Below are 22,595 nucleotides of genomic sequence, written 5' to 3'. Positions count from 1 at the left end.
GCGTAAAATCGCATCTGGTCATAAGGAAATCCTAATTAACGAAACGCTGATCAAAGACCCAATTTTTCCAGCAATACCCTGGCCATTTTATAGAAAGCCTCATTGGAATAGCCTGCAATATGGGGGGTAACGAGTACCTGTGGGTGGTGCAACAACCAATGCAGTTGCACTTGTTCTTCCGCGGAATAGGTTTCCAATTTTTCATTTTCCAATACGTCCAGTCCGGCCCCTGCGATCCAGCCTTCCTTAAGGGCCTGGATCAAAGCGGTATTATCGACTACTTTGCCCCGGGCGGCATTAAAGAACCAGGGTTTGTTCTTCAGGGATTGGAAAAAGGAGGTATTGGCCATGTGGAAGGTTTCTTCGGTTAGGGGCACATGGAAACTAATTACTTCCGCATACCGCGCTACCTGTTCCAGGCTGGCTTCTTTAATATATCCTTTGGCAAAACCCGATTTGTATTTGTCATAGGCTAATACCGTGACCTCAAAAGGGGCCAGCAGTGCCGCGAGACTACTCCCGGTATTCCCATACCCAATGATGCCGATGGTTTTGCCACTTAATTCAGTACCCCGATTGGCGGAACGTATCCATTTGCCCTCACGTACCTGCTGATGCGACAAACAAATATTGTTCATCAGGTTCAGGATCATCCCCAGCACATGCTCGGCTACGGCCAGACGGTTTCCTTCGGGGGAACTGACACAAAGAATTCCTTTGCTTTCGGCATAGGCGGTATCAATGATCTCCATCCCGCTACCCAGGCGGCCGATCCATTTGAGTTGGATGGCTTTGGCCAATAAAGGTTGATCGATACGGACCCGTGTGGTTACTACGATCCCTTCTGCTTCTGGAATTAAAGTTTCCAGTGCCTCGTACTCAATATCCGGAACATAAACCGGTTCAAAACCCTGTTCTTTCAAACGGGTCATCAGGTATTCATGTGCCGGGGCCGTAATGATCACTTTTCTCATCCTACTGTTTCATTTTAAATGTCAGCTCGGCAAATTCTGCTACCGATAGTTGCTCAGCCCGCCGATCAAAGATCGGGAGGTCCAGTATTTCATTGACAAAACAATCCCTCGTCGCGTTGCGCAGGGTCTTCCGGCGCTGGTTAAAGGCCGACTTCACCAGCCTGAACAATCGATCCGGGGAGGCGATGACCGGCGGATTTTCCAGTGGCGAAAGCCGTATCACCGCGCTTTTAACCTTGGGGGGAGGCTGAAAACAATTCTCATGTACGTCAAAGAGGTATTCTACTTTATAAAAGGCTTGTACCAATACACTTGTTACACCATACACTTTGCTTCCCTCTTTGGCCGCCACACGAAGGGCTACTTCCTTCTGAAACATCCCGATCACCGCTTCCACCTGCTCCCTCCATTCCAATATACGAAAGAGGATCTGGGTGGAGATGTTATAGGGGAAATTGCCGACTACAGTAAAATTCCCGGAGAAAGGCGCCGGTATATCCAAAATACTCCCTTCCAGGATCCGATCCTTCAGCGAAGGATAGGTCATTAATAAATAGTCGACTTTCTCCCGGTCTAACTCCACCGCCCTGAAGGCAATATCCGGAATCTCGATCAGGTACTTGGTCAACGCCCCCCCTCCGGGCCCTACCTCCAGCAACTGGGTAAACGGTCTTTCCCGAAGTTCCTGCACGATCTTTCGACAGATGTTCTCATCTTTCAAAAAGTGCTGGCCAAGGGATTTTTTGAGGGTGTACATGGGGCAAAGATAGAGGATGTTGGATGTTGGATGACAGATGACGGATGACAGATGACGGAGGGTGGCTGTGCGAGACCTCTGGTCTCGCACTATTCTCTTGTCGCCTCTGGCGACTCGAACAACAACTTTCTCTTTTTTTTATTAATAAACAATTGCTGCCGCCAGAAGCGGCTTTCTAGAAGTGCGAGACCAGAGGTCTCGCATAGCCACCCTCCGTCATCTGTCATCCGTCATCTGGCATCCGTCATCCGTCATCCAACATCCAACATCCAACATCCAACACCCAAAAAAAAGCCCCTCAACAAGAATGAAGAGGGGCGGCAGGCTCAGCCTGCAAGTAATAACCAGCTACCGAGTTCAGTTATTTTTTCAGCACTTGCTGTGTATATCGTTGACGGTTGACAAGGGCTTCGACCACATAAGTTCCTTTGGGTAATACAGCCACATTGTCTAAAATAAATGTATTGGGACCGGTTGCGCCGGAGAATATCTTCTTGCGGACCAGACTTCCTTTATTGTCGTACAGGTTCATGGTGACGGAAGAAGCTGCAGGCAGGTTCATGCCTATGCTTATCTGATCACCAAACGGATTACTCAATACGCTAAAAGCTTTCTTTCCATTTACCTGCAGGGCCACCACACGCGAATAAGTGAGGGCTCCATCAAGGTCTACGGATTTCAGGCGATAATAGTAAACAGCTGTTGTGTTGCTGTTGACCGCGTCTGTATGATTATAGGTATAAGTTCCTTGCTGATTGTGCGGAGCAAGCGTAGCAATGGTGGTGAAATCAACACCATTCAGGCTTCTTTCCAGTTCATACTGACGGATATTCCTTTCGCTCTCTGTGATCCAGGTCAGCTTATTGAGGCCGCTCTGGTGAACACCGGAGAAGGAGGTGATGTTAACGGGCAGGGTGCCGCTATAGAGGTCACTCCGGAAAATGCCCTTTCCATGGGTAACACCAATGAGTTTGTTATTGGCATCTACTTGCAGATCGAATATCTGTGTGGCATCCCAGAAACCATTGTTGTAGTCTGTCCAGGTTGCACCACGGTCTGGACTTACATATACACCAAAATCACAACCGGCATAGATCACACTTGGATTGGTGGGATCGATCAATACAGCATTAAAGGGTACATCCGGCAAACCGGTTCCTCTGGCTTGCCAGGTGGCGCCACCGTCGGGTGTCAGGTAAATGTGGGTGGTGCCAAATCCGCCTATGGCTACGTATACGCTGTCATCATTCACCGCACTAATGGCAAAATCATTCACAAATCGGTTGGGCAATGTGCCTTTGATGCTTGTATACGGCGTTGTGGCAGGAGTGGTGCTTTTAAATACGTTGGGTTGTCCATTCACCCACAAAAAGTCATTGGTAGTATTTTGGGCAATATTGGAAGTCGATACATAGATCTTGTTCTCATTGGTGGGGGATACTGCTATTGTAATAGCGGTCTTTCGCTGCTGTTCGATATAGGCTGTCGAACTGGTAGCCGTATTGCTCCATGTACCACCTCCATTAGTAGAACGGTGGATATTGTCAGAAGCCACATACATAAAGTTTCCGTTGGATTTACTAATGGCGACCGGTGCCATGAACGCAGTACGATCGTCAGCTGTAAAGGCCCATGCGGCTAATGAGTTGTTAAAGGTTCCTGTAACACCTCCTGTGGATCGGCGAACCCGACGGGCATCATTGGAGGCCAGTACCGTAGTACCATTAGGGGCAATGGCACAAGGCCCACCATCTCCACCAAATACACTTGTCCAGGAAGTACCATTATAGCGAACCACCCCATTATCCTGCAACCCACCGATCATTACGTTGGCACTGGTAGGATGTACACCGAATGAAGCATAGAATTGTGTGGCACGTAGCCCTGTATTGATCGCGCTCCAGTTGGTTCCACCATTGGTACTTTTATACATACCACCATCACAAGCCACATAAATGGTATTGCTGTTGTTGGGGTCAAATTCAATATCATGAATATCGGAGTGAACAGGACTGCTACCGGATGAAATGGTAGTGGTAATAGAACCACCTGTGGTATTATTGGTAGAAGTATAACGGTAAAAATCCACACCCGCCATTAAGATCTGGTTGGTATTGGAAGGATTGATGGCCAGGTCGTGTGAAAACCAGTATTGGAAATCCACGTGAGCAGAACCGGACTTACTGTTCCAGTTGGCACCAAAGTCAGTGGATAAGAATAACTCGTTACCCGAGGTACCTGCCACCTGTGCATAGAGGACTCCGGAACCTACATTATCTAACCGGATATACCCAGACCAGGAGGTTGGAAGACCACTGGTTACTTTGGTAAAAGTCGGACTACCTGCAGTTCCGTTGGTGGTGCGATAGACCCCTTTATCTGTATTGACCATGTTCCCTACTCCCACCACGATCTGATCAGGGTTGGAAGGGTTGATGGCAATATCTGAAACATAGATCTTGCTAAGGATATTTGACCAGGTAGTACCACCGTCATTGGAACGGTAAAGGCCATCTGTGGCACAGGCATAGATCCGTTGGCTGTTTGAAGGGTCAAAGGCCATCATTTGAACACCAAACATCAGGTCCGATGTTCTCACTAAAACCTGGTTCCAGGTAGTACCACCATCCACACTACGCAGGATGCCGATACCATAGGTACCACGGGCCTTCCACACATTGAATCCGATATTGGACGTATCAACCCGGTAAACCTCACCTGTACCGGCAAAGAGGGTATCGTTGTCAGTGGGGTGAACAATGATGGAGGATACACCTAAAGTGGGATATCCTGTTTCAACACTGGTCCAACTGCTTCCCGCATTAGTGGATTTCCAAATTCCTCCGCTGGCGGAACCCGCCCAAAGGTTATTGCTGTTGGTCTTATCCACAGCAATACTTAATACACGACCCCCAATGGTGGATACATCCCCCAGAGAGGTCCAGTTGGCGGCGCCAACTCGGCCACCGCGATAATCAACATTCTTGTTTTTTAATTGGAGATACTGCTGCCAGGCGCGCATGTACTTGCCCGTGAGGCTTGAGCCGTCCATATCAGCCCTGCCGTTAACCCACATCAATAACTGACGGTCAGCGCCACTAAATAATTCAATTTCGGCACCTTCTTCCCGCTCCTCTTCAGCTTCGGAATGAAGGACGTTTCGGTTGGTTTGGCTTTGGTAGATAAAAAATGTAATAGCAAACAGGCACAGGATGGTGAGCCCTGCTAAGAGATGGTTCTTTCTCATCGGTAGTGGTTTTTCTTATTGGATTTAACTGAATTACAAATTACTTAAAATCATTCATTTTGTATAATGATTTGTCGATTGAACAATTCATCTGGTGTTTTTACTTGTAAAATATACGTGCCGCTTTGAAAACGTTTCAGGTTATCGAGTTGAATGGTATTGAGTCCTTCTTTGATTTCCAACTGCTTTTGATAGACCAGGGCCCCTTGCAGGCTCAATATTTTGATCTCTGCAGTACCCTGCCGTGTAGATTGAAGATCAAGTTTTGCCCAGGTACGTACCGGGTTTGGCATCACGGTCAGTGAGGATTTTTGGACAATGGTAACAGTTTTGGTCTGGCTCACTTTCTCTGTACTGCCATCAGCCTTGCGTGTGACGCGCAGGCGGTAGTAGGACTTCCCTTTTAAGGGGAGGGTATCAATAAACGTATAGACATGGTCGCCTGTTTGATTGAGCGCAGTAACAGTTCCAATGGAGGACCACATACTTCCGTCGCCACTTCTTTCCACTTCAAATACGCCGAGATTGCTTTCATTGCTGGTACCCCATGTGGTTTTAACCTGGTTACCGGTCAACTGGGCATCAAAGTATTTCAGGTTTACCGGAAGTACGCTCGCGACCATTACCTGATAATCCTCTACTTCACCTGAATTGAAATATCCTGTGGCATGATTTTCATCCATGTTATTCGTACCCGCTGTGATCCGTACACGCAGGTAGGTGCTTTGACCGATCACAAGTGGTGTATTGATCGTCCACCAAACCAATGTAATGGTCTGGGTGGAGGCGCTGGTTCCAATCGTTTGGATAACTCCTTCACCGGCATCAAAAACACCGTTTGCATTATAGTCTAGCCATGCACCCAGCGTAGCATCTACGCCGGTGTTATTAAACACATCAATATCTACAGCAAAGTTGAATGTGCCCGTATCGAGTAATGGAACAGTAGCGATACCATCTTCATCTCCACCATCCAGAGTGGCACCGGCTCCACCGGTCTTTGCCCATTCGTTATCCCAGGTAGCACCCAATCGGAGGTTGTCGGAACGTTCATGTACTGCCGGGCTATTAGCCACCGGATCATACGATGCAGGAGCATCACCAAAATCACAGCGGGGGCGAAAGTTCTCGCTCGCATCACCAGCTCCACCGGGCCAATTGGCTCCCCCCTGCGGTGTGATGGCAACAATGCCTGAATTGGTACCCGCTTTATTATAAAAACCTACTCCGGAATTACCAGATGTGGTTCCTCTGAAATAATAAAGGTCGCCCGACCAGGTTAGTGCTCCCTGACCATTCCATGAACCAGAACCAGGATTATTATACAAGGCGTCCATATTTCCGGTCATCAGGTTGTAATGGTGGTATTTGCTTTGACTATAGTTACCTCCATTTCTGGCCGTGTTGAAATCATAAAGTATTCCATCATGGATCACAAAATCACCAAAGTCGTGTATTGAGGTATTACTTGCATTGATATAGGCATCGCTGGCAAATACCTGGTAGGCCACCCCGGTAGGATTTTGAGAAGCATCCAGTTCAATTCTCCAGAAAAGAGTTTCGCGGGTTTGTGTACTTCCTCCTGTTCCTGTACGTCCACCCTCAACACCCAGGTACAGGGCGCCGTCATAAAAAGCAGCACCGGCTGATTCCACACCAGAACCCATGGTAGGAATGCCAAGGGTTGTTGTAATATTCGCTACGATGGTTGAGCTGGCTCCGGTAGTAAGGTTGTATCGTTTCAGCTCGCGGTTATTGGCGTCAACCGAAACGTTCTCGGATATGTAGTACAAGTATTTATGGTAGGGATCATACGCCAGGGAGTTGACATAGTCCTTACTCGCATCACGAAACAGAAACCAGGCATTGCCGGTTGCCGGATCCACCATATACACAGAGTCATTATCCGGCGTAGCCAGAAAATAATCCGGTTGGTTACCCGCCGGGCCAGTAAAGGGTTCATTATCGGTTGTCTGCTGATAATTATTGGGAAAACTGCCGGTAACACAGGCCACGATATCAGAAAACCAAAAATGGGAATCACTTCCCAGTACAGTATTGGTCAAGACGATCGTTTTAACCGGTCCGGCAACTGTGATCGTGGCCGTCCCCCGGTTATCCGGACTGGCAAGCGTAGTGGCATCAGCGGTAATCGTACGAGCAGCAGGTACACCTCCTACTGTCAGGATCGTTGTTCCCTGAAGTGCCACGTTTACATTTTGAGGAACCGCAGCCGCATTGGTAGCAACTACCGTGAAAGAGGCTAACCGATCAATATCGTATAAGGTGAAACTGGCATTTTGCACTTCATTATTGAAGGTGATGGTGAAGGTCTGACCCAATAATGTAGGCTGAAATTGCACATCCGCGCCTGTATAGGCAATACCACCTACGGTAACATCACCTGCATGAGTTGTTACGTCTCCATATAAAGTAACGTCATTGGAAACAGCAAATGTGAAATAATTAGATCCTATCCCAAATCGCTGGCTTCTTGCCTGTGCCGAACTGATATAGGCAGAATAGGGGCCTCCGTTGTAGTAATAGTCAAGATTGTCCCAATTGGCGCGAGCCTGTGTGGTTGATCCGCCACATTGTGACCAAACATTTCCTGCTTGAAATAAAAGGAGTAATAGAAACGCAGTAAGATGGAGAGGGTAGCGCTGTTTCATGGTATGGATCTTTAAGTTTTCAAACAGGATAAGGGTTTATCAGGTTTTCACGGATGCTAACTTAATAGGAAATACTTAAAAATTTTAATGATTCGTAAATTTTCACGCCTAAATAAGTACAATTACTTATTTTGTATTACGTGAATTATAAACGAAAAAAGGGGGAGAATATTTTAAAAACGTAAGTGTAAATCAGTAGTTTTTAATACAAAACTCTGATTCTAAATAAGAGTGGAAATAAAAAAAGGCTTAGTTTTTCAGGAAGCGTGTAGCGAAAACCCCTTCCGGAGTAGCAAGTTGAAGGATATAATTTCCAGGACGAAGAGGTCCGATATCAGGTATTACTACCTCGTTGCTTCCCTTAACATAGATAACGGCTTTTTCCATCAACAGGGTGCCGTGTTGGGTAAAGATGCGGACCTTTCCCATTCCATTTTCAAGTGCCATAAAAGTAAGCGTGGCTTCTTGCTGAACAGGATTGGGCTGTAGTTTTAAAACAAAAGGAGACACAGAAAAATGAACAGTACGTACCGGACTGTAGGCTTCCAGGGATCCATCTGTACGTCGCTTGATCGCCAAACGATAAAACGATTGGCCTGGCAAAGGGAAGGAATCAACATAAGCATAGAGATGATCGCCTGCCGTTCCAAAAGCATTGACGATGGTTACCTCTTCCCAGTTTACCCCATCAGCGCTTCTTTCCACCAGGTACAAACCAGATGAGGTTTCACCAGATGTTTTCCAGTCAAGGTTTACCCGGTTATTGACCACTGTGGTTTTAAAATATTGAAGGATAATGGGCAACACAGCATCTACCATGACCTCGTAGTCTTCCACCTCACCCACATCATAATATCCGGTCGGATGAGCTGTTCCCATATTTTTATCTGCAGAGGTAATTCTTACCCGCAGGTAGGTAGACTGACCCAGGGTTAAAGGCGTATTGATGACCCACCATACAAGGGTAACAGTTTGCATGGAAGCGCTGGTTCCCACACTTGCAGTAACTCCTTCCGACACATCAAACACTCCGTTAGCATTATAATCTAACCAGGCGGAAACTGTAGCATTCACTCCGGTATTATTAAACACATCCACATCAATGGCATAGTTGAAATAACCGGTATCCAGTACAGGCACGGTGGCAACTCCATCTTCATCTCCCCCATCGGCCGTAGCACCCGCTCCACCTGTTTTCAGCCATTCACTATCCCACACGGCACCTAACCGCAGGTTGTCGGATCGCTCATGTACCGCAGGGCTATTTGCCACAGGGTCATACGACGAAGGCGCATCGCCAAAATCACATTTTGGCCTGAAATTCTCTGAGGCGTCACCAGCGCCAGATTGAAAAGTACCGCCTCCCACATTGGTGATGGTGATCGGTGTACCCACCGTACCATTCTCATTGTATTTTGTAATAGCCCTGCTGGAAAATGAATATTGATCGCCGGCCCAGGTAAGTCCAGCCTGATAGGCGAAGCCGGTAGTGGAACTGGGATTTAAATATTGTGTCGACTGTCCGGTCATCATGTTGTAATGCTCGTAGGCTACCATCGTTGTCCCAACCCGGCTATTGTAATTCACCAACACCCCATCTTCAATTACAAAGTCAGCCCAGTCATGGGTACCTGAGCCTCCATTATAGGAATTAACGGCAAAGACCTGCACGGCATTGATTGGAACTCCTGAACCATCCAGGTCCAGTCGATAAACGATGGACTCACGTGTATTACTGCTATTATATTGCCCGCCTTCAAAACCGATAAACAGTTTACCATTGTAATAAGCCGCCCCGGCTGTTTCTACACCCTGGTTCATCACCGGAATGTTCAAACTGGTGAGGTCTGCCAATATCGTGGAGTAAGACTCCGTATTGAAATCATACCGTTTCAAGGTCTTATTATTGGCATCAATGGTCGAGTTCTCTGAGATGTAATAGAGATAGTGGTTGTATGGATCATATCCAAATGAATTCAAAAAGTCTTTACTGGGATCCTGAAAAAGCGGTCGTGCGACGCCGGTTGCCGGATCCACCATATAACAATAGTCATTGTCGGGGGTGATCAGAAAATAATCGGGCTGATTGCCCGCAGGGCCCAAAAAGGGTTCATTGTCGGGAGTGCGATTGTAAAGGGAAGGAAAGCTACCAGTAACACAGGCATTGATATCCGATAGCCAGGTCACTCCATCAGCTCCGACCGTGGTATAGGTAAACACCAATTGCTTAACGGGTCCATTGACCGTGATGGTTGCACTTCCCTGATTGGAGTTATTGGCCAGGGTTCCACTGGTAGCAGCTACATAAGGACTGGTACTGTTATTATTGGTGATCGTCAGAATCGTTGAAGCCTGAATTGTGATATTGATATTTTGTGCCACGCTGGCCGCATTGGTTGCCGCAAAATCAATCCGCTGAGAGCCATCTATGTCATACAGTGTAAAGTTCAAATTAGTCACCTCCTCATTAAAGGTCAGGGTCACATATTGCCCATCCGCTGAAGGGTTGTACTGAACATCTGGTCCGGTATAATTGGTGAGATTTCCCGTATGCGTTCCGTTCTCTGCACTCACCCCATCGGCTGTTCCCGGGTTTACAATGTTGCTGGAACTGGTGGCAATGGTTACATAATTTGGACCCAACGCAAATTTTTGCGTTTGCTCCATGGTGTTCGATACGTAAGAATTGTAAGGTTTGGTGCCATTAAAATAGTAGTCAAGCTTGTCCCAGTTTACCTGGGCCTGTGTATATCCTACGCCACATTGGGCAAGAAGACCCTGACTGTAAAGAAGGATTACAGTAATTAAATAAAGATAGGGTCGGGCACACAGGGTTTTCATAACATGGACTGGTTCCTACACAAGTATTGGATGTTCCCAATAAAAGTACCCCAACCGTCAATGAGTAGCAAGGATATAGTAAACAATCATTGGGAAATAAGGGATAATTTTTATGGCGGTAAGAGTAATCTATTATTAAATTGAGATAAACGCTAAGTGGGTCTGAAAATGGCTTATTTTTATTATTAATATCTTTAGCCCTTATTCGACATTATGACTACCCCTCAAAAACCTGTTATCGGCATCAGTTGTGGCGACCTGAATGGCATCGGCATTGAGATCATGATCAAAACGCTTTCCGACAATCGATTGCTCGACCTTTGCACCCCTGTTGTGTTTGCGAATAATAAAGTGATCAATTTCTACCGTAAGTCCATTCCGGACACCAATTTCAATTACCAAAACGTCAAAGAACTCAACCGGCTTAACCCCAAACAGATCAATGTGGTGAATTGCTGGGAAGAAGATGTCAATGTCACCCCTGGTGAGCTGAATGAAACGGGAGGCAAGTATGCCATCATTTCCCTGATGGCGGCCACGCAGGCCCTAAAGAACAAAGAGATCGATGGGTTGGTTACGGCCCCGATCCATAAAAAAAATGTGCAATCAGAATCGTTTAATTATACCGGGCACACCCCATTTCTGAAAGATTATTTTGGTGTGCCGGATGTAGCCATGGTATTGTTCTCCGGTGAATTCAGGGTAGCCCTGCTTACGGAACATGTACCTGTTTCGGGTGTAACCGAGCATATCCAGAAGAAAGCCATCATCTCCAAATTATTGATCCTGCAGGAAAGCCTGAAAAAGGATTTTGGGATCGACAAACCGCGTATCGCCGTACTTGGGCTAAACCCTCATGCAGGTGATGAAGGGCTGATCGGCAATGAAGAAGAATCCATCATCAAACCAGCGATCAAAGAAGCCAAACAGAGCTATAACATGCTGGTCGTTGGCCCCTATAGTGCCGATGCGTTTTTTGCCAGAGGCTATCAGCACCGCTTCGATGCGGTATTGGCCATGTACCACGACCAGGGGTTGATTCCCTTTAAGTCGGTGGCAGGTGGTGAAGGCGTAAACTTTACGGCTGGACTTCCCGTGGTACGGACCTCTCCGGATCATGGCACTGCTTTTGACATCGCTGGTAAAAACCGGGCCGATGAAAGTTCCTTCCGCTCTGCCATATTTGAGTGTATTGATATATGCCGCACCCGCGCAGGTTTCCATGATATGCGAAAGAATCCATTGCGTAAGCGGACCAGGGAAGTATTGGCTAATGCCGAGGACGAGCGGATTGAAGAGATTTAGTTGTTCTCTGCGGTGAACTCAAATTCACTTAAACACCTCGTCCTTCAACCCTTTATTAATGGAATAGGAAGTGTAGGTGATCTCCACTGTTCCTTTTTTATTTGCGGTGGCCTCTTTTTCCTTTTCTGAAGAGCCATTGTCGTAGTCAAATGTTACTCCCTTAGGTAGTTTGTACTCTTTGGTATTGAAGGTGAATTTTACCTTATCGGGCAAACCATAGGAGGCATATTTCCCATAACTCATATCTAACTCATAGGTCCCATTTTCCCGCGTAGTAGTTTTTGACTTAACCACCAGCATAGCCGCCTCATCGATATATAAGGTGGACAGAACGATCTCGCCTGTTTCACCATCCGGCAACACTTTTACCAGTCGCACTTTCTTCCCATTCAATGTCTCAGTACCAGCATCAATGGCTGTGTAATTGGCCAGGGTAAAAATATTCCCCATATTGATATTTACCGATCCTTTGGGTACAAAGGAAACACCCGATTCATTTTTGATCTTGATCTTGTCCGGATTTTTGTAGAACACCCGGATATCTGCCAAAGGGGCTTTGATAAAGATCACATTGGTCTTCATCTTCCCCGTTGCTTCATAATCCTTTACCTGGTTGTATTTTGTTTTGATCTTTTCCAGCAAAGCACTGGCATCTTCCTGGGCAAAACCAGAAAGCATACACATCAGGCCACTTATTAAAAGCACAATTTTTTTCATATCAACTCAGAATGTCTTTTCGTTTAAATGAAATTACACCTACCCCCAGGAACAATAGCGTATAAAGTGTTAAAACCAATCCACTTTTTACCATAGCCCAGGGATTTTCCACTGATCCGGGAATGGATTGATTCTCGGGAGTGGCCATCACATAGAAAAAGCCCTTCCAGCCCAGCATATGGGTGGTAAACAGATATGGAGCGGCATACTCCTGAAACATGGGTACTTGTAATTGCTGAATGATGGTAAAAACGATCACCACACAGACCGTAGCCACAATGGGGCCAATAGAATTTTCGGCAAATACAGAAAGCATAAAAGCCAGCGCTGCGATACAGATCAGGGCCAGAGTGGCAAAACCAAAGGCCGCAAAAAAGCGCCAGAGCACATCACTTGACTGGATGATTTGAAATCCTGTCTCCTTTATTACCACCAGATCATTGGTGCCAAAAAGGAAAATGCTTCCCAGCAGGGCCAACACAGCCATCCATAACAGGAGCATCATCACATACACCACCGAAGCGGAGAACTTGGAGAGCATGAGCGTCTCCCTGGAAATCGGTTTGGTCACCAACAAACGCAGGGTACCCATATTGGCCTCTCCGGCTACCAGGTCACCGGCAATAAGGGCTACGAGCAGCGGTACATGGATCAATAAAGTATTCAGGATAAAAAAGCAGACGAAGTAGCCATTCAGGATCTTGCCTTCTTCATATTCAAAAGTAGCATCCTGGCTGCCGAGAAAGAATTGGATCAATTCTTTTCCCTGAACCTTGATCGCAAACTGAATCAGCAGGATCATGACGGCAATGGCCCCAAACGCGATATAGGTCCGTGGCTTGCGGAATATTTTATATAATTCAATACGCAGCAGGTTCAGAAACATGGGTTCAGCGGGTTAAGGATAAGAAATAATCTTCCAGGCTTCTTTTCTCCGGGGTGAGTAATTCCTGAACAGGCCCTTCCACAACCTTCCGCCCTTTGTCAATGATCAGCATATCATCAGCGATCATTTCCATTTCAGAAAGAAGGTGGGAGGATACAAATATTGTCTTCCCCTCATCCCGGCTCAGGTGGAGGATGAGGTTGCGTATATCGGCGATTCCCTGCGGATCAAGTCCATTGACCGGTTCGTCGAGTATCACCAGGTCGGGGTTATGCACCAGTGCAATGGCCAGCCCCAACCGTTGTTTCATTCCCTGGGAAAAGGTATGCACTTTGCTTTGTGCCCGGGCGGAAAGCCCTACCCGGTCCAATTGATCCATCAACCGGGAGCGTTCCGGGTTGATCCCGCTTAAACGGGCAAACAGGCGGATATTATCGTAAGCGGAAAGGTATTTGTAGAGATCCGGTTTCTCGATCACCGCACCGATCCGGCGAAGTATCTGGCGACGGTTACGGGAAAGAGGCAACCCGAAAATTTCGATCTCCCCCTCAGTGGGTCTGATCAGGGTGAGGAGCATACGGATGGTAGTGGATTTGCCGGCTCCGTTTTGCCCTAAAAAACCGTGTACACAGCCTTGTTTGACCGTAAAGGACAGGTCGTCTACGGCTTTTATTTCATCGAATTGTTTGCTTAGGTGCTGTACCCGGATGATGTCGGACATGTGTGTATTAGGCAAAGTTACGGAAGATTGACGTGAGTCGTGAGAGGTGAATCGTGAGATGTGAGATGTGAGACGTGAGTCGTGAAACGTGAGACGTAAAAAGGGAATGGCCTGCGTTCCCGATTCACGATTGACGTTTCACGTTTCACGACTCACGTCTCACGTCTCACGTCTCACGCACCATGTTCCAAATAACTCTTCAAACTCGTCACATACTCCTCAAACGCCTCTACGCCCTTTGGGGTGATCTTACAAAGCGTTTGCGGGTAATTGTCTTTAAATTGTTTGGTTACTTCGATATACCCGGCGTCTTTTAGCTTCTGGATCTGTACACTCAGGTTTCCGGCGGTCGAATTGGTTTTTTCGCGCAGAAACGTGAATTCTGCCTCTTTTACCCCGATCAAAAGGGAAATGACCGCAAGCCTGAGCTGAGAATGTAATATGGGATCCAGGTCCTTAAACATGCGTGGGCTTTAAGGCTTGTTTTGCTTTTCGGTGTTCTCTTTCCAAAATGATCCCTGGTATAAGCCAGGCAAGGATAGCCGATACTGCCGTAAGAAGCAGGTCGATCTGTCCATTGGAATACAGTGCGATCACGGCGCAAACCCAGCAAAAGATACCTCCGATGACCATTGGCCTGAACTTCATACAGGCTCCAGATACAAAGGTGGGCAGGCCATAAAGCATCAGAAAGAAGCTGGATATATACTCATAATAATTGAATGGAGATTCTTTTCCGGTAACACTTTTATACTCCGCTATCATCGGCCGGATATCTGCGCCTATCTTGGCGTTGATAAGCGATATCAGGAATATGGCGATGCCAAAGGATATCCAAAGGTATTCGTTGAAATCTTCCCCATAGACCTTTACTTTCCGTGCCTTTTTTTCCCGAACACTGATGATAATGGTAGGAATGACGGCCACAGCGGTCAGCAGGTAAATGTTAAAGGGCAAACGGAAACCATACCTGATTTCAGCCAACCGTACAAGGGAGCATATGGCTATCACCGCCCCCCACATGATGGCGGTGATCCCCGTATCGTGTACAGAATCCTTGGCCTTGTTGATCATCTGGGTGATGAGATCAAGGCTTTCCTTTTCGGTCAGCTTTTTATCCTCCATGGTTCGTTGTATTATTAATATTGAGAAAGAAAGAACTTGACCTGAGTAAGTCCCCAATTCGGATGAATGGAACTGGCAGGCTTAAATATCTCATATTGCTTCACCGCCTTTTCAAACAAACGCTTGGCTTCTTCCTTACTTCCACCATACTGTTCAGGGGTATGGTATTTGTCCTGCGCTTCCTGAAGATAGATACGGGGATTGTCAGGGTTTAATTTCTTGGCCATTTCAAGTGCTGATGTGGCCGCCGGTCCATCCGTCATATAACGCTGCATAGGGCTACCCATCATGTGAAGGCTGTGGACCATCTTACGCACGAGGTAGATCTCAGAATTATCTTTCTCCAACGCTTCAGCCTTGTCCAATAATTCTTTGGCCTTGTCGGCTAAGGGGTCAATCTTGTCTGCACTGGCACCCATCGGGTTATCACCCATAGAAAAATAACCCGACATTACATTACACAAAGCCGCGTAATAGTAAGGAAGCCACTGATTTTTTTCGGCATTGGCGATACGCTCAAAGGAGTTGGCCAGTTCAATGAAGCCGGCTGCGGAATTGGTGGAATCAATGAGTGCAACTTTGGATTCCATGGCCTTGACAAACTTCTCGGGCATCTGAGCCTGAGCAGAAGCAAAGGTGGCAACAAGCAGGAAGAAGGAGAGCAACTTTTTCATGATCATTTGTTTATTGGTAAATATTGATTGATTGTTTAAGGAAATTTCCCGCCGCGATCGCCGCGGAAAACAAAGATTATAAATTACTATTAATAACATCATCCGTTCTGTCCACACCAAAGCTGATGAAAGCCCCTATGAAAACAAACATCCTTGAAGTAGGCAGAATCGGTTGTTTCCGAATCCCGTTATAGGAGTACTGATATCCAAAGACCTGCCGCACGTTAAAAAGGTTGCTAATGGAAAGTACATAAACCGGGAATGATTTGGCTTTTTCCTTACCAATATTTGGCAGGAAATTCATGCTAAAGCTGAAATTGTGATAAGCCGGTGTCTTTCCCTGATCGGTGATATTGAACTTATTGTTCTGACCATCATAAGCGATATTATAGTAGGGGCGGCCGGTGGCGAAATTATAGGCCCCGTTGAACTGGGTCTTTAACTTGGTCACAAACTTCTTGATAATAAAGGAAGCCGTATGCTTGGCGGCAAAATTGGGGGTGATGGCACCGGGAAAATTGAGATAGTCCCGCTTTGTATCCAGATAAGAATAGGAGATCCAGTAATCTACATTGGGAATGGATTTTTTATCCCGCCAGAAGAAGTCAAAGCCTTTTGCATCTCCAAAACCTTCATTGTTAAGTGCCTGGAACTGACTGCCACTACCTAGACCGGTTTTTACCAGGTCATCATATTTTTTATAAAATAACTCGGCACGAAGTGTACGGTCAGAGGTCACCTTTTGATACTGGGCGATATAATGGGCTGCCCTTGAAAAGGTAAGCGGAAAGGCAGAAGGCAGGTTGCGGTTCTCGGGTGTTTGGAAAAACAATCCATAGGCAATAGAAGCCTGGCTTTGTTTACCCGTTTTATAGGCAAGTGATACCCGGGGGGCAAGGTTTGTTTTATCGATCAGGGAAGAATGTTCCATTCTTGAACCCACTTTGGCTGCAATGGCATTGGTAATATAAATATCTGCTTCGGCAAAAAGCGCATTCAGGTTCTCAGAAATAGTTCCCGGGTATTTATTGCCGTTAAAGTCTGTATAGGTTGTTTTATCGGTGGAATGGTTGTATTCGGAACCAAAACGAAGAGCTGACAGACCCACCAGTCTTTTTTCCAACACTACTTTTGCATTGAAATAATTACCCCGAAGTTTCAATTGATAATCTTTGAACTCAAGCCCTGTCAAAAGGATATCCTTGTCCTGCGCATCGCGCATGCCACTATTGATATCATCCTTATTATTGGTATAAGAAGTACCAATGTCGATCTTCCATTTTCGTCCCAGTTTTTCTTTCCAGGCCAGGTTATGGTAAACGTTGAAATTCTCGAGTCCAAACAGGTCCTTATACCCTACCGAATCAATGCTGTTGGTGGTAAAGCCCAGTTTACTGGTGCTAAGGGTAGTGTAATATTTTAAAATACCTGTTTTGGAAGTCTTGATACGAAAATTACCATCGGCGCCATGAAACACCGGGATCTGGAAATAATCCTGGTTTTGTTTGATGACGGCAAAGGCCGGAGCCAGATTGCTATAGCTGTAGTTCAACCCCCAGGATGAATTCTTATCCTTGGCCAGTTGCTGAAACCCACCACTCAAACCAATTACTGAAACACCCAGGTTGGCTGCTGACTGATCGGGAAAATCAATGGTTTCAAGAATAAGGGCCGAGGAAAGGGCCTGTCCATATAAAGCGGAATAACCACCTGTGCTAAAGACCGTTCCTTTAAACAGGAAGGGAGAAAAACGACCCCTGGCGGCAATATTGGGCATGCTGCTGAAAAAGAAATTATTGACCAGCGTACCATCAATGAAAATCTTGGTTTCCTGTGCGGTACCACCGCGTACGAACAAACCTTCACTCTCCCCTACCTGTTGGGCACCGGGAAGCGATTTCAGGGCTTCGGTTACATCTCCATTTCCACTGGCAGTGGTCACAATATCAATGGAACTCAAAACGGTCACCTTTTTCTTGTCACTGGCCTCAAAGGTGCCCGCTGTAACGGTCACAGCTGTTAATTCGGTGATCTCTTCCTTGAGGAGTGCATTCACTTCTACGGAGTCTCCGGCTTTTAACTCAATGCTTTGCTCAAATGGTTTGTATCCCATCGAAGTAATCGTCAGAATAAAAACGCCCTTTTCGGTGGTCCGGAACCGGAAATAACCTTCTTTATCCGTGGTGGCACCATCGTAAGTGTCTTTCAGCGCCACACTCGCTCCTTCAATCGGTTTTTTCTTCTCCATTACACGTCCTTTCACCAGCGTTTGCGCCTGAAGGGATAGGGATAAAATTGTCAGCACAGCAACAAAGACAGATTTCATAAAAATAGCAGTTGTGGAGACAAATGTAAAGTAGTTTATGATATAAACCAAATGCAAACCAGGATTTTTGGATTAGGGGATTTGAGGATTCGGAATTATGGCGATTCAGATTATAACTATCATTCGCCAAAATAAATTGTAATGGATTGATATATAATAAATTATTGCTTTACCAGCTCTCCAATTATTAAAATCCCCAAATCCTCCAATCCTCCAATCCTGGTAAAAAAAATAGACCGAGTATAGACATACCCGGTCTCTATTGATACCCTAAAAGTGAAATTCTTAATCCAATCAGTATTTACATTTTGCCGTAGGGTACCGGCATCGTTACTACTACTACTCGTTATCGAACCATGCTTTTGTGTTGAACCATGCTTAGGTTTCTTTTAGGGGATATGGTGGATTTTGGTTGCTTGTAAAAGGGCTCAAAACTTAAATACTATACCGTACACTTAGTTCTTTATAATCTTTTGTTGGGCGACTTCGGTACCATTGCTGGCTTTCAGTACATAGAATCCTCTTCCCAGGTCGCTCATATTGATCATTTCTGTTTGGCTGGCTTTGGCGCTACGGATGGATTTTACCACGCGACCATTGGCATTGAACAGGTCGTACTTTACCTCTGTGCCTTGCCAGGAATCAGGAATGGTGATCTTTACTTCGTTCACCACGGGGTTGGGATAGGCCATCACCGTCATTACTTCATTCTTGCTGCTGCTGATCCGGATAGCGCGGATATCGGAGTATCCATAGCTACCGTCCTGGTCAACCAGTTTCAAGCGATAGTAGATGATGGGGGCAACCAGTTCGCTGATATTATTCTTAAAGGAATAGCTGCTCTTAAAATCTGAGTTACCTACACCGAAAACCAGGCCCGCTTGTTGAAAGGTGCGGCCATCCAGGCTGCGCTCGATTTCAAAATGGCTCAGGTTCTTTTCCCAAAGAGTGATCCAGTTCAGTTCCACTGTGGTCTTCTTCAGCATAGCGCCAAAGCTTAACAGTTCCAGGGGCAGTGTAGCTGCATCGGGGTAGTTAAACCCTTTCATATACAGGCTGAACTGACGTGCGCCGCTGGTGGGAATCAAAGTATTTGTACCGTAGGCCACGGAAAATCCAGTGATCCCGGTATTCGTTGAAGTAAACATGTTGGAATAGGCAGCGGTATCAATACCAGATCTTTCAATACCCAGTATATTCTCTCCTTTAAAACGCCCTGTGAGCATCTGCAATACAGACAAATCGGAAGCTGTACTCATATAGGTGGCCGTACTGCCTGAACCCATGCGAATTTCACAAAACTCCTTCAGGTTAAGGTTCCCATCAATATCAAGTGCAGAAGCATTTACGATGTCAAGGGAGGCAGGTTCGTTTGTGCCTTTCTTATAAAAGCGGAAACTAAAGACAACATAAGAGTAACCGATCACACCACCACTACGAATGTAAGGTTGAAAAGCACCCTTATAGCCCAATCCATTGGAGTTATCATCAATATTATTCACTCTGGCTCCATTCACGAGGCTATCGATTGTAACAGTAGCGTCCACATCGGTGAAAACATCGGGGAAACTGTACACGGTTCCTTCATCACCAGGATTCCCGGAGAGCACCGTATAGTTTTCGAAGCGCAGACCATTGGTTAGCAACTCACTTGAGGTACTAACGGTTTGACCCGAAATATTTGAGGTGGTTAATACTGTTGCAAGTACTGCAACAATAAAGGAGAGCATCCTTGTGGGTACAATTGTTTTCATCTTCTAGGGTGTTACGAATCAAAAACTTTTTTCACTGGTCTTTCTCTCGGATCGGAAGAAGAAGCGGATGGTGGCCGTATTTCTTCGTTGATGGTGTAAAAGTATACTGCGTTTTTTTACGATGCAAGTTTTGCAGGGGATTTCTACATAAAAAGACCGTATTTTTTACATGTAGTTTTACAAAGTGAAGATTTTCAGATAGTTAAAAAATAGTTTTTCGGAAAAAATTCCTTGTTGCATCGTAAAATCCCATGCTTTTGTTGCGCAAAATTTCATCCTTCCGGTCGTGAGCGGACAAAAAAAGTCCCGCAACAAGGGTCGCGGGACGGGTCCGTATAGTAGGTACTGTTGCTTACAATTTGATGATCCGCTGGCTCTGGGTCTCTGTTCCATTTGATATCCGGAGGATATAAACACCCTTGGAGAGTTCTCCAACCTGGAGCTGATCGGTCATGCCCCCTTCGTTGCGACGGAAGGTTTTGACCACATGCCCACTGGTATTGAAAAGATCGTACTGCAGGCTGCTTTGCTGCCAGTTGGCAGGTCTTGTTACTGAAATCTGATCATTTACAGGATTCGGATAGACAGAGATACTCATGCCGGATACAGTAGTGTTTTGCACCATTTTCACCGGAGAATATTGAGCAGAACCATTCTGTTCGATCATTTTGATCCGGTAATAGATCCTGGCCGACCTTGTATCCGCCTTGCTATCTGTATAATAATAGCGTCCGATACCATTGGCATTGGGGGCCGAAGCCTGTGTGCCTATGCCGGAAAACTCCACCCCATCATAACTGCGCTGGATCTCAAAACCCGCCATATTCCGTTCATTATCGGTATTCCACTGAAGGTTTACCTGTTGGCCATTTCGCACGGCTTCAAAAGAAACCAGGTTCAGGGGAAGGATAAAACCAACCTCGTTACAGGCATTCACATCAGCAAAGCTTCTTATCGTTGTTACACCCCCTGCACCACGGGTGGCACCATTGGGTGTAAATTCTGAAACATGTGTTGAATAAGAGAGTCCATTTACACCACCAGCCACACTACGCGCCACACTGGTAGTTGTTGTGGCAATATAACCACCACCACCGCCACCGCCAGGTCCTTCTGCCTCACCGGTAAGATAGGTTTGATTACCTCCCACACCACCAGTGGCCGACATACTGATACCTGTTATGGTACCCTGTGACAGTACCTGAATGGCACCACCGCCTCCGGCACCACCACCCGCATCAATATAGGAACCGCTGGTAGAATAACCATTTTGGCCATTGGCTGAAATGCTTCCCGTACCAGAGATACTGCCATTACTTAGCAGGAAGACGATACCACCGCCATTTCCTCCATTTCCACTCGCGGAGTTGTTACCGTCACCGGCACCACCACCGCCTCCTAAAAATAGTCGTGTATTACCGTTATAATCCAAGGGACGGCCACCAAATCCGCCAATGTTCTTGCGGCTGTCTCCACCCCATATTGCATTTCCAGGACCATAGGTCAGGGCATCCTGATTGGAACTGGAAAAGGAATAACCTCCACGTCCTCCGCCTACCGAAACATCGGTGGAGAAACCTGCATACTCCAATTCCCAGGCAGCTGCCCAACCCGAACCGGTATTCTTGACACCTGTTCCATTATAAGGCGTTAAACTTCCATTGGTACCGGCATTTGAACCACCACCACCACCGGCGTTATGGCCATTACCACCGCCTCCGCCATTGGCTGGAGCACCACGACCCAATGAACCACCTAAGCTTTCATAATCAGTTTGGTTACCAACAATGCTTTCTCCTTTTGCCGCATCATTGTTCACCGAAGAACTACTTACATATACTGTGTTATTGGCACTTCCAGAAGCGATGGATACATTATTTACATCTACTCCACCCCGAAAGCCGATCTCAGAAGCCGATATACTACCATCCAGCGTTGTATTGTTATACATCTCCAGGGCAACGATACCCCCTGTGGTACCATTCCACGCATTTCCTGTTATGATCACTCCACTTGCCACCGAAAGCGTGGTCAATCGGGGAATGCGGACAACCTGTGCCCGGCTGCGTCCACTCTGTGTATAACTACGAGTCAATCCATCACAGAAATAAATGGTATTTCCAGAAACATTATAAACAGTTTTCAATTCATAGTTTCCGGTGTTATTATAATTCAGGATCGTACCATAACTACTGTTATTGGTAGTGGTAATATCCGCACCCTGCATTTGAATGATCAGGACAAGGTCACCATTGCTCAGGGCATCATTGGCAAAAGGGTTCACCGATTTGGCAAAGGAAAGCGAGCCGTTGAGTTCGCTCATATCACTCACCGTGAGGGAAAATGCGCCCGCAGAAACAGAGGCGCCCAGGGCAGAATACCTGTTCAGTACATAAGAACCAGCTGTAGTATACGATTCCGCACCGTCACGGCCTTTATAAAGTTGAGAATATGTATTGGTGGAAAAACCAAACACAGATGCGCAGAGAATGACCAATTTGGCCAGGCTGCGGTATTGCAGCGTTTTCACTTTCATGATCAGGGTATTACGAATTAAAAACTTAGTATCAATAGCTCTTCACTGGATCTGGACCTT

15 protein-coding genes are annotated in these 22,595 nt (G+C 46.3%); 1 reads left to right on the top strand and 14 read right to left on the bottom strand.

Translation table 11 applies throughout. The features are described from left to right. Positions 1-50: 50 nt before the first annotated feature. The 5 genes from J0M30_05285 to J0M30_05265 form a co-directional block, all read right to left on the bottom strand. Positions 51-974: a hydroxyacid dehydrogenase gene (locus tag J0M30_05285; protein ID MBN8666898.1), complete on the bottom strand. Its 924-nt coding sequence runs from the start codon at positions 972-974 to the stop codon at positions 51-53. Between the two features lies 1 nt (position 975). Further along, positions 976-1,731, bottom strand: coding sequence for a ribosomal RNA small subunit methyltransferase A (gene rsmA / locus J0M30_05280; GenBank protein ID MBN8666897.1), 756 nt, complete (start codon positions 1,729-1,731; stop codon positions 976-978). A gap of 361 nt (positions 1,732-2,092) precedes the next feature. Next, positions 2,093-4,978, bottom strand: coding sequence for a hypothetical protein (locus tag J0M30_05275; GenBank protein ID MBN8666896.1), 2,886 nt, complete (start codon positions 4,976-4,978; stop codon positions 2,093-2,095). A 50-nt stretch (positions 4,979-5,028) separates the two neighbouring features. Then, the gene (locus J0M30_05270; GenBank protein ID MBN8666895.1) at positions 5,029-7,650 is read right to left on the bottom strand and encodes a T9SS type A sorting domain-containing protein; all 2,622 of its coding nucleotides are present in this window, start codon (positions 7,648-7,650) and stop codon (positions 5,029-5,031) included. Between the two features lie 249 nt (positions 7,651-7,899). Further along, positions 7,900-10,491, bottom strand: a complete 2,592-nt coding sequence (locus tag J0M30_05265) for a T9SS type A sorting domain-containing protein (GenBank protein MBN8666894.1) — start codon at positions 10,489-10,491, stop codon at positions 7,900-7,902. Between the two features lie 213 nt (positions 10,492-10,704). On the opposite strand from J0M30_05265, the gene pdxA reads away from it, so the two are divergent. Continuing rightward, the gene (gene pdxA, locus J0M30_05260; protein MBN8666893.1) at positions 10,705-11,796 is read left to right on the top strand and encodes a 4-hydroxythreonine-4-phosphate dehydrogenase PdxA; all 1,092 of its coding nucleotides are present in this window, start codon (positions 10,705-10,707) and stop codon (positions 11,794-11,796) included. A 24-nt stretch (positions 11,797-11,820) separates the two neighbouring features. Here the strand turns inward: pdxA and J0M30_05255 are convergent, their stop codons facing one another. The 9 genes from J0M30_05255 to J0M30_05215 form a co-directional block, all read right to left on the bottom strand. Then, positions 11,821-12,513 carry a hypothetical protein gene (locus tag J0M30_05255; GenBank protein MBN8666892.1) on the bottom strand — a complete coding sequence of 231 codons (693 nt, stop codon included), beginning with the start codon at positions 12,511-12,513 and terminating at the stop codon, positions 11,821-11,823. 1 nt (position 12,514) lies between these two features. Then, positions 12,515-13,399, bottom strand: a complete 885-nt coding sequence (locus tag J0M30_05250; protein ID MBN8666891.1) for an ABC transporter permease subunit — start codon at positions 13,397-13,399, stop codon at positions 12,515-12,517. Positions 13,400-13,403: 4 nt separating this feature from the next. Beyond that, positions 13,404-14,120, bottom strand: a complete 717-nt coding sequence (locus J0M30_05245; protein MBN8666890.1) for an ATP-binding cassette domain-containing protein — start codon at positions 14,118-14,120, stop codon at positions 13,404-13,406. 173 nt (positions 14,121-14,293) lie between these two features. Beyond that, positions 14,294-14,584 (bottom strand): transcriptional regulator, encoded by a 291-nt coding sequence (locus J0M30_05240; protein ID MBN8666889.1) that lies wholly within the window; start codon positions 14,582-14,584, stop codon positions 14,294-14,296. Then, positions 14,577-15,245, bottom strand: coding sequence for a hypothetical protein (locus J0M30_05235; GenBank protein MBN8666888.1), 669 nt, complete (start codon positions 15,243-15,245; stop codon positions 14,577-14,579). The genes J0M30_05240 and J0M30_05235 overlap by 8 nt, the downstream gene beginning before the upstream one ends. A 14-nt stretch (positions 15,246-15,259) precedes the next feature. Continuing rightward, positions 15,260-15,919 carry a hypothetical protein gene (locus J0M30_05230; protein MBN8666887.1) on the bottom strand — a complete coding sequence of 220 codons (660 nt, stop codon included), beginning with the start codon at positions 15,917-15,919 and terminating at the stop codon, positions 15,260-15,262. A gap of 76 nt (positions 15,920-15,995) precedes the next feature. Continuing rightward, entirely contained in the window at positions 15,996-18,245 is a 2,250-nt protein-coding gene (locus tag J0M30_05225; GenBank protein ID MBN8666886.1) for a TonB-dependent receptor, read from the bottom strand. A 455-nt stretch (positions 18,246-18,700) separates the two neighbouring features. Then, positions 18,701-19,999, bottom strand: a complete 1,299-nt coding sequence (locus tag J0M30_05220; protein ID MBN8666885.1) for a T9SS type A sorting domain-containing protein — start codon at positions 19,997-19,999, stop codon at positions 18,701-18,703. Positions 20,000-20,351: 352 nt separating this feature from the next. Beyond that, the gene (locus J0M30_05215; GenBank protein ID MBN8666884.1) at positions 20,352-22,535 is read right to left on the bottom strand and encodes a T9SS type A sorting domain-containing protein; all 2,184 of its coding nucleotides are present in this window, start codon (positions 22,533-22,535) and stop codon (positions 20,352-20,354) included. Positions 22,536-22,595: the final 60 nt, after the last annotated feature.

The sequence above is a fragment of the Chitinophagales bacterium genome (assembly GCA_017303415.1).
Lineage (GTDB): Bacteria > Bacteroidota > Bacteroidia > Chitinophagales > Chitinophagaceae > SpSt-398.
Note: the sequence above shows the minus strand (reverse complement) of the source record. Positions and strands in the feature narration are given on the sequence as shown.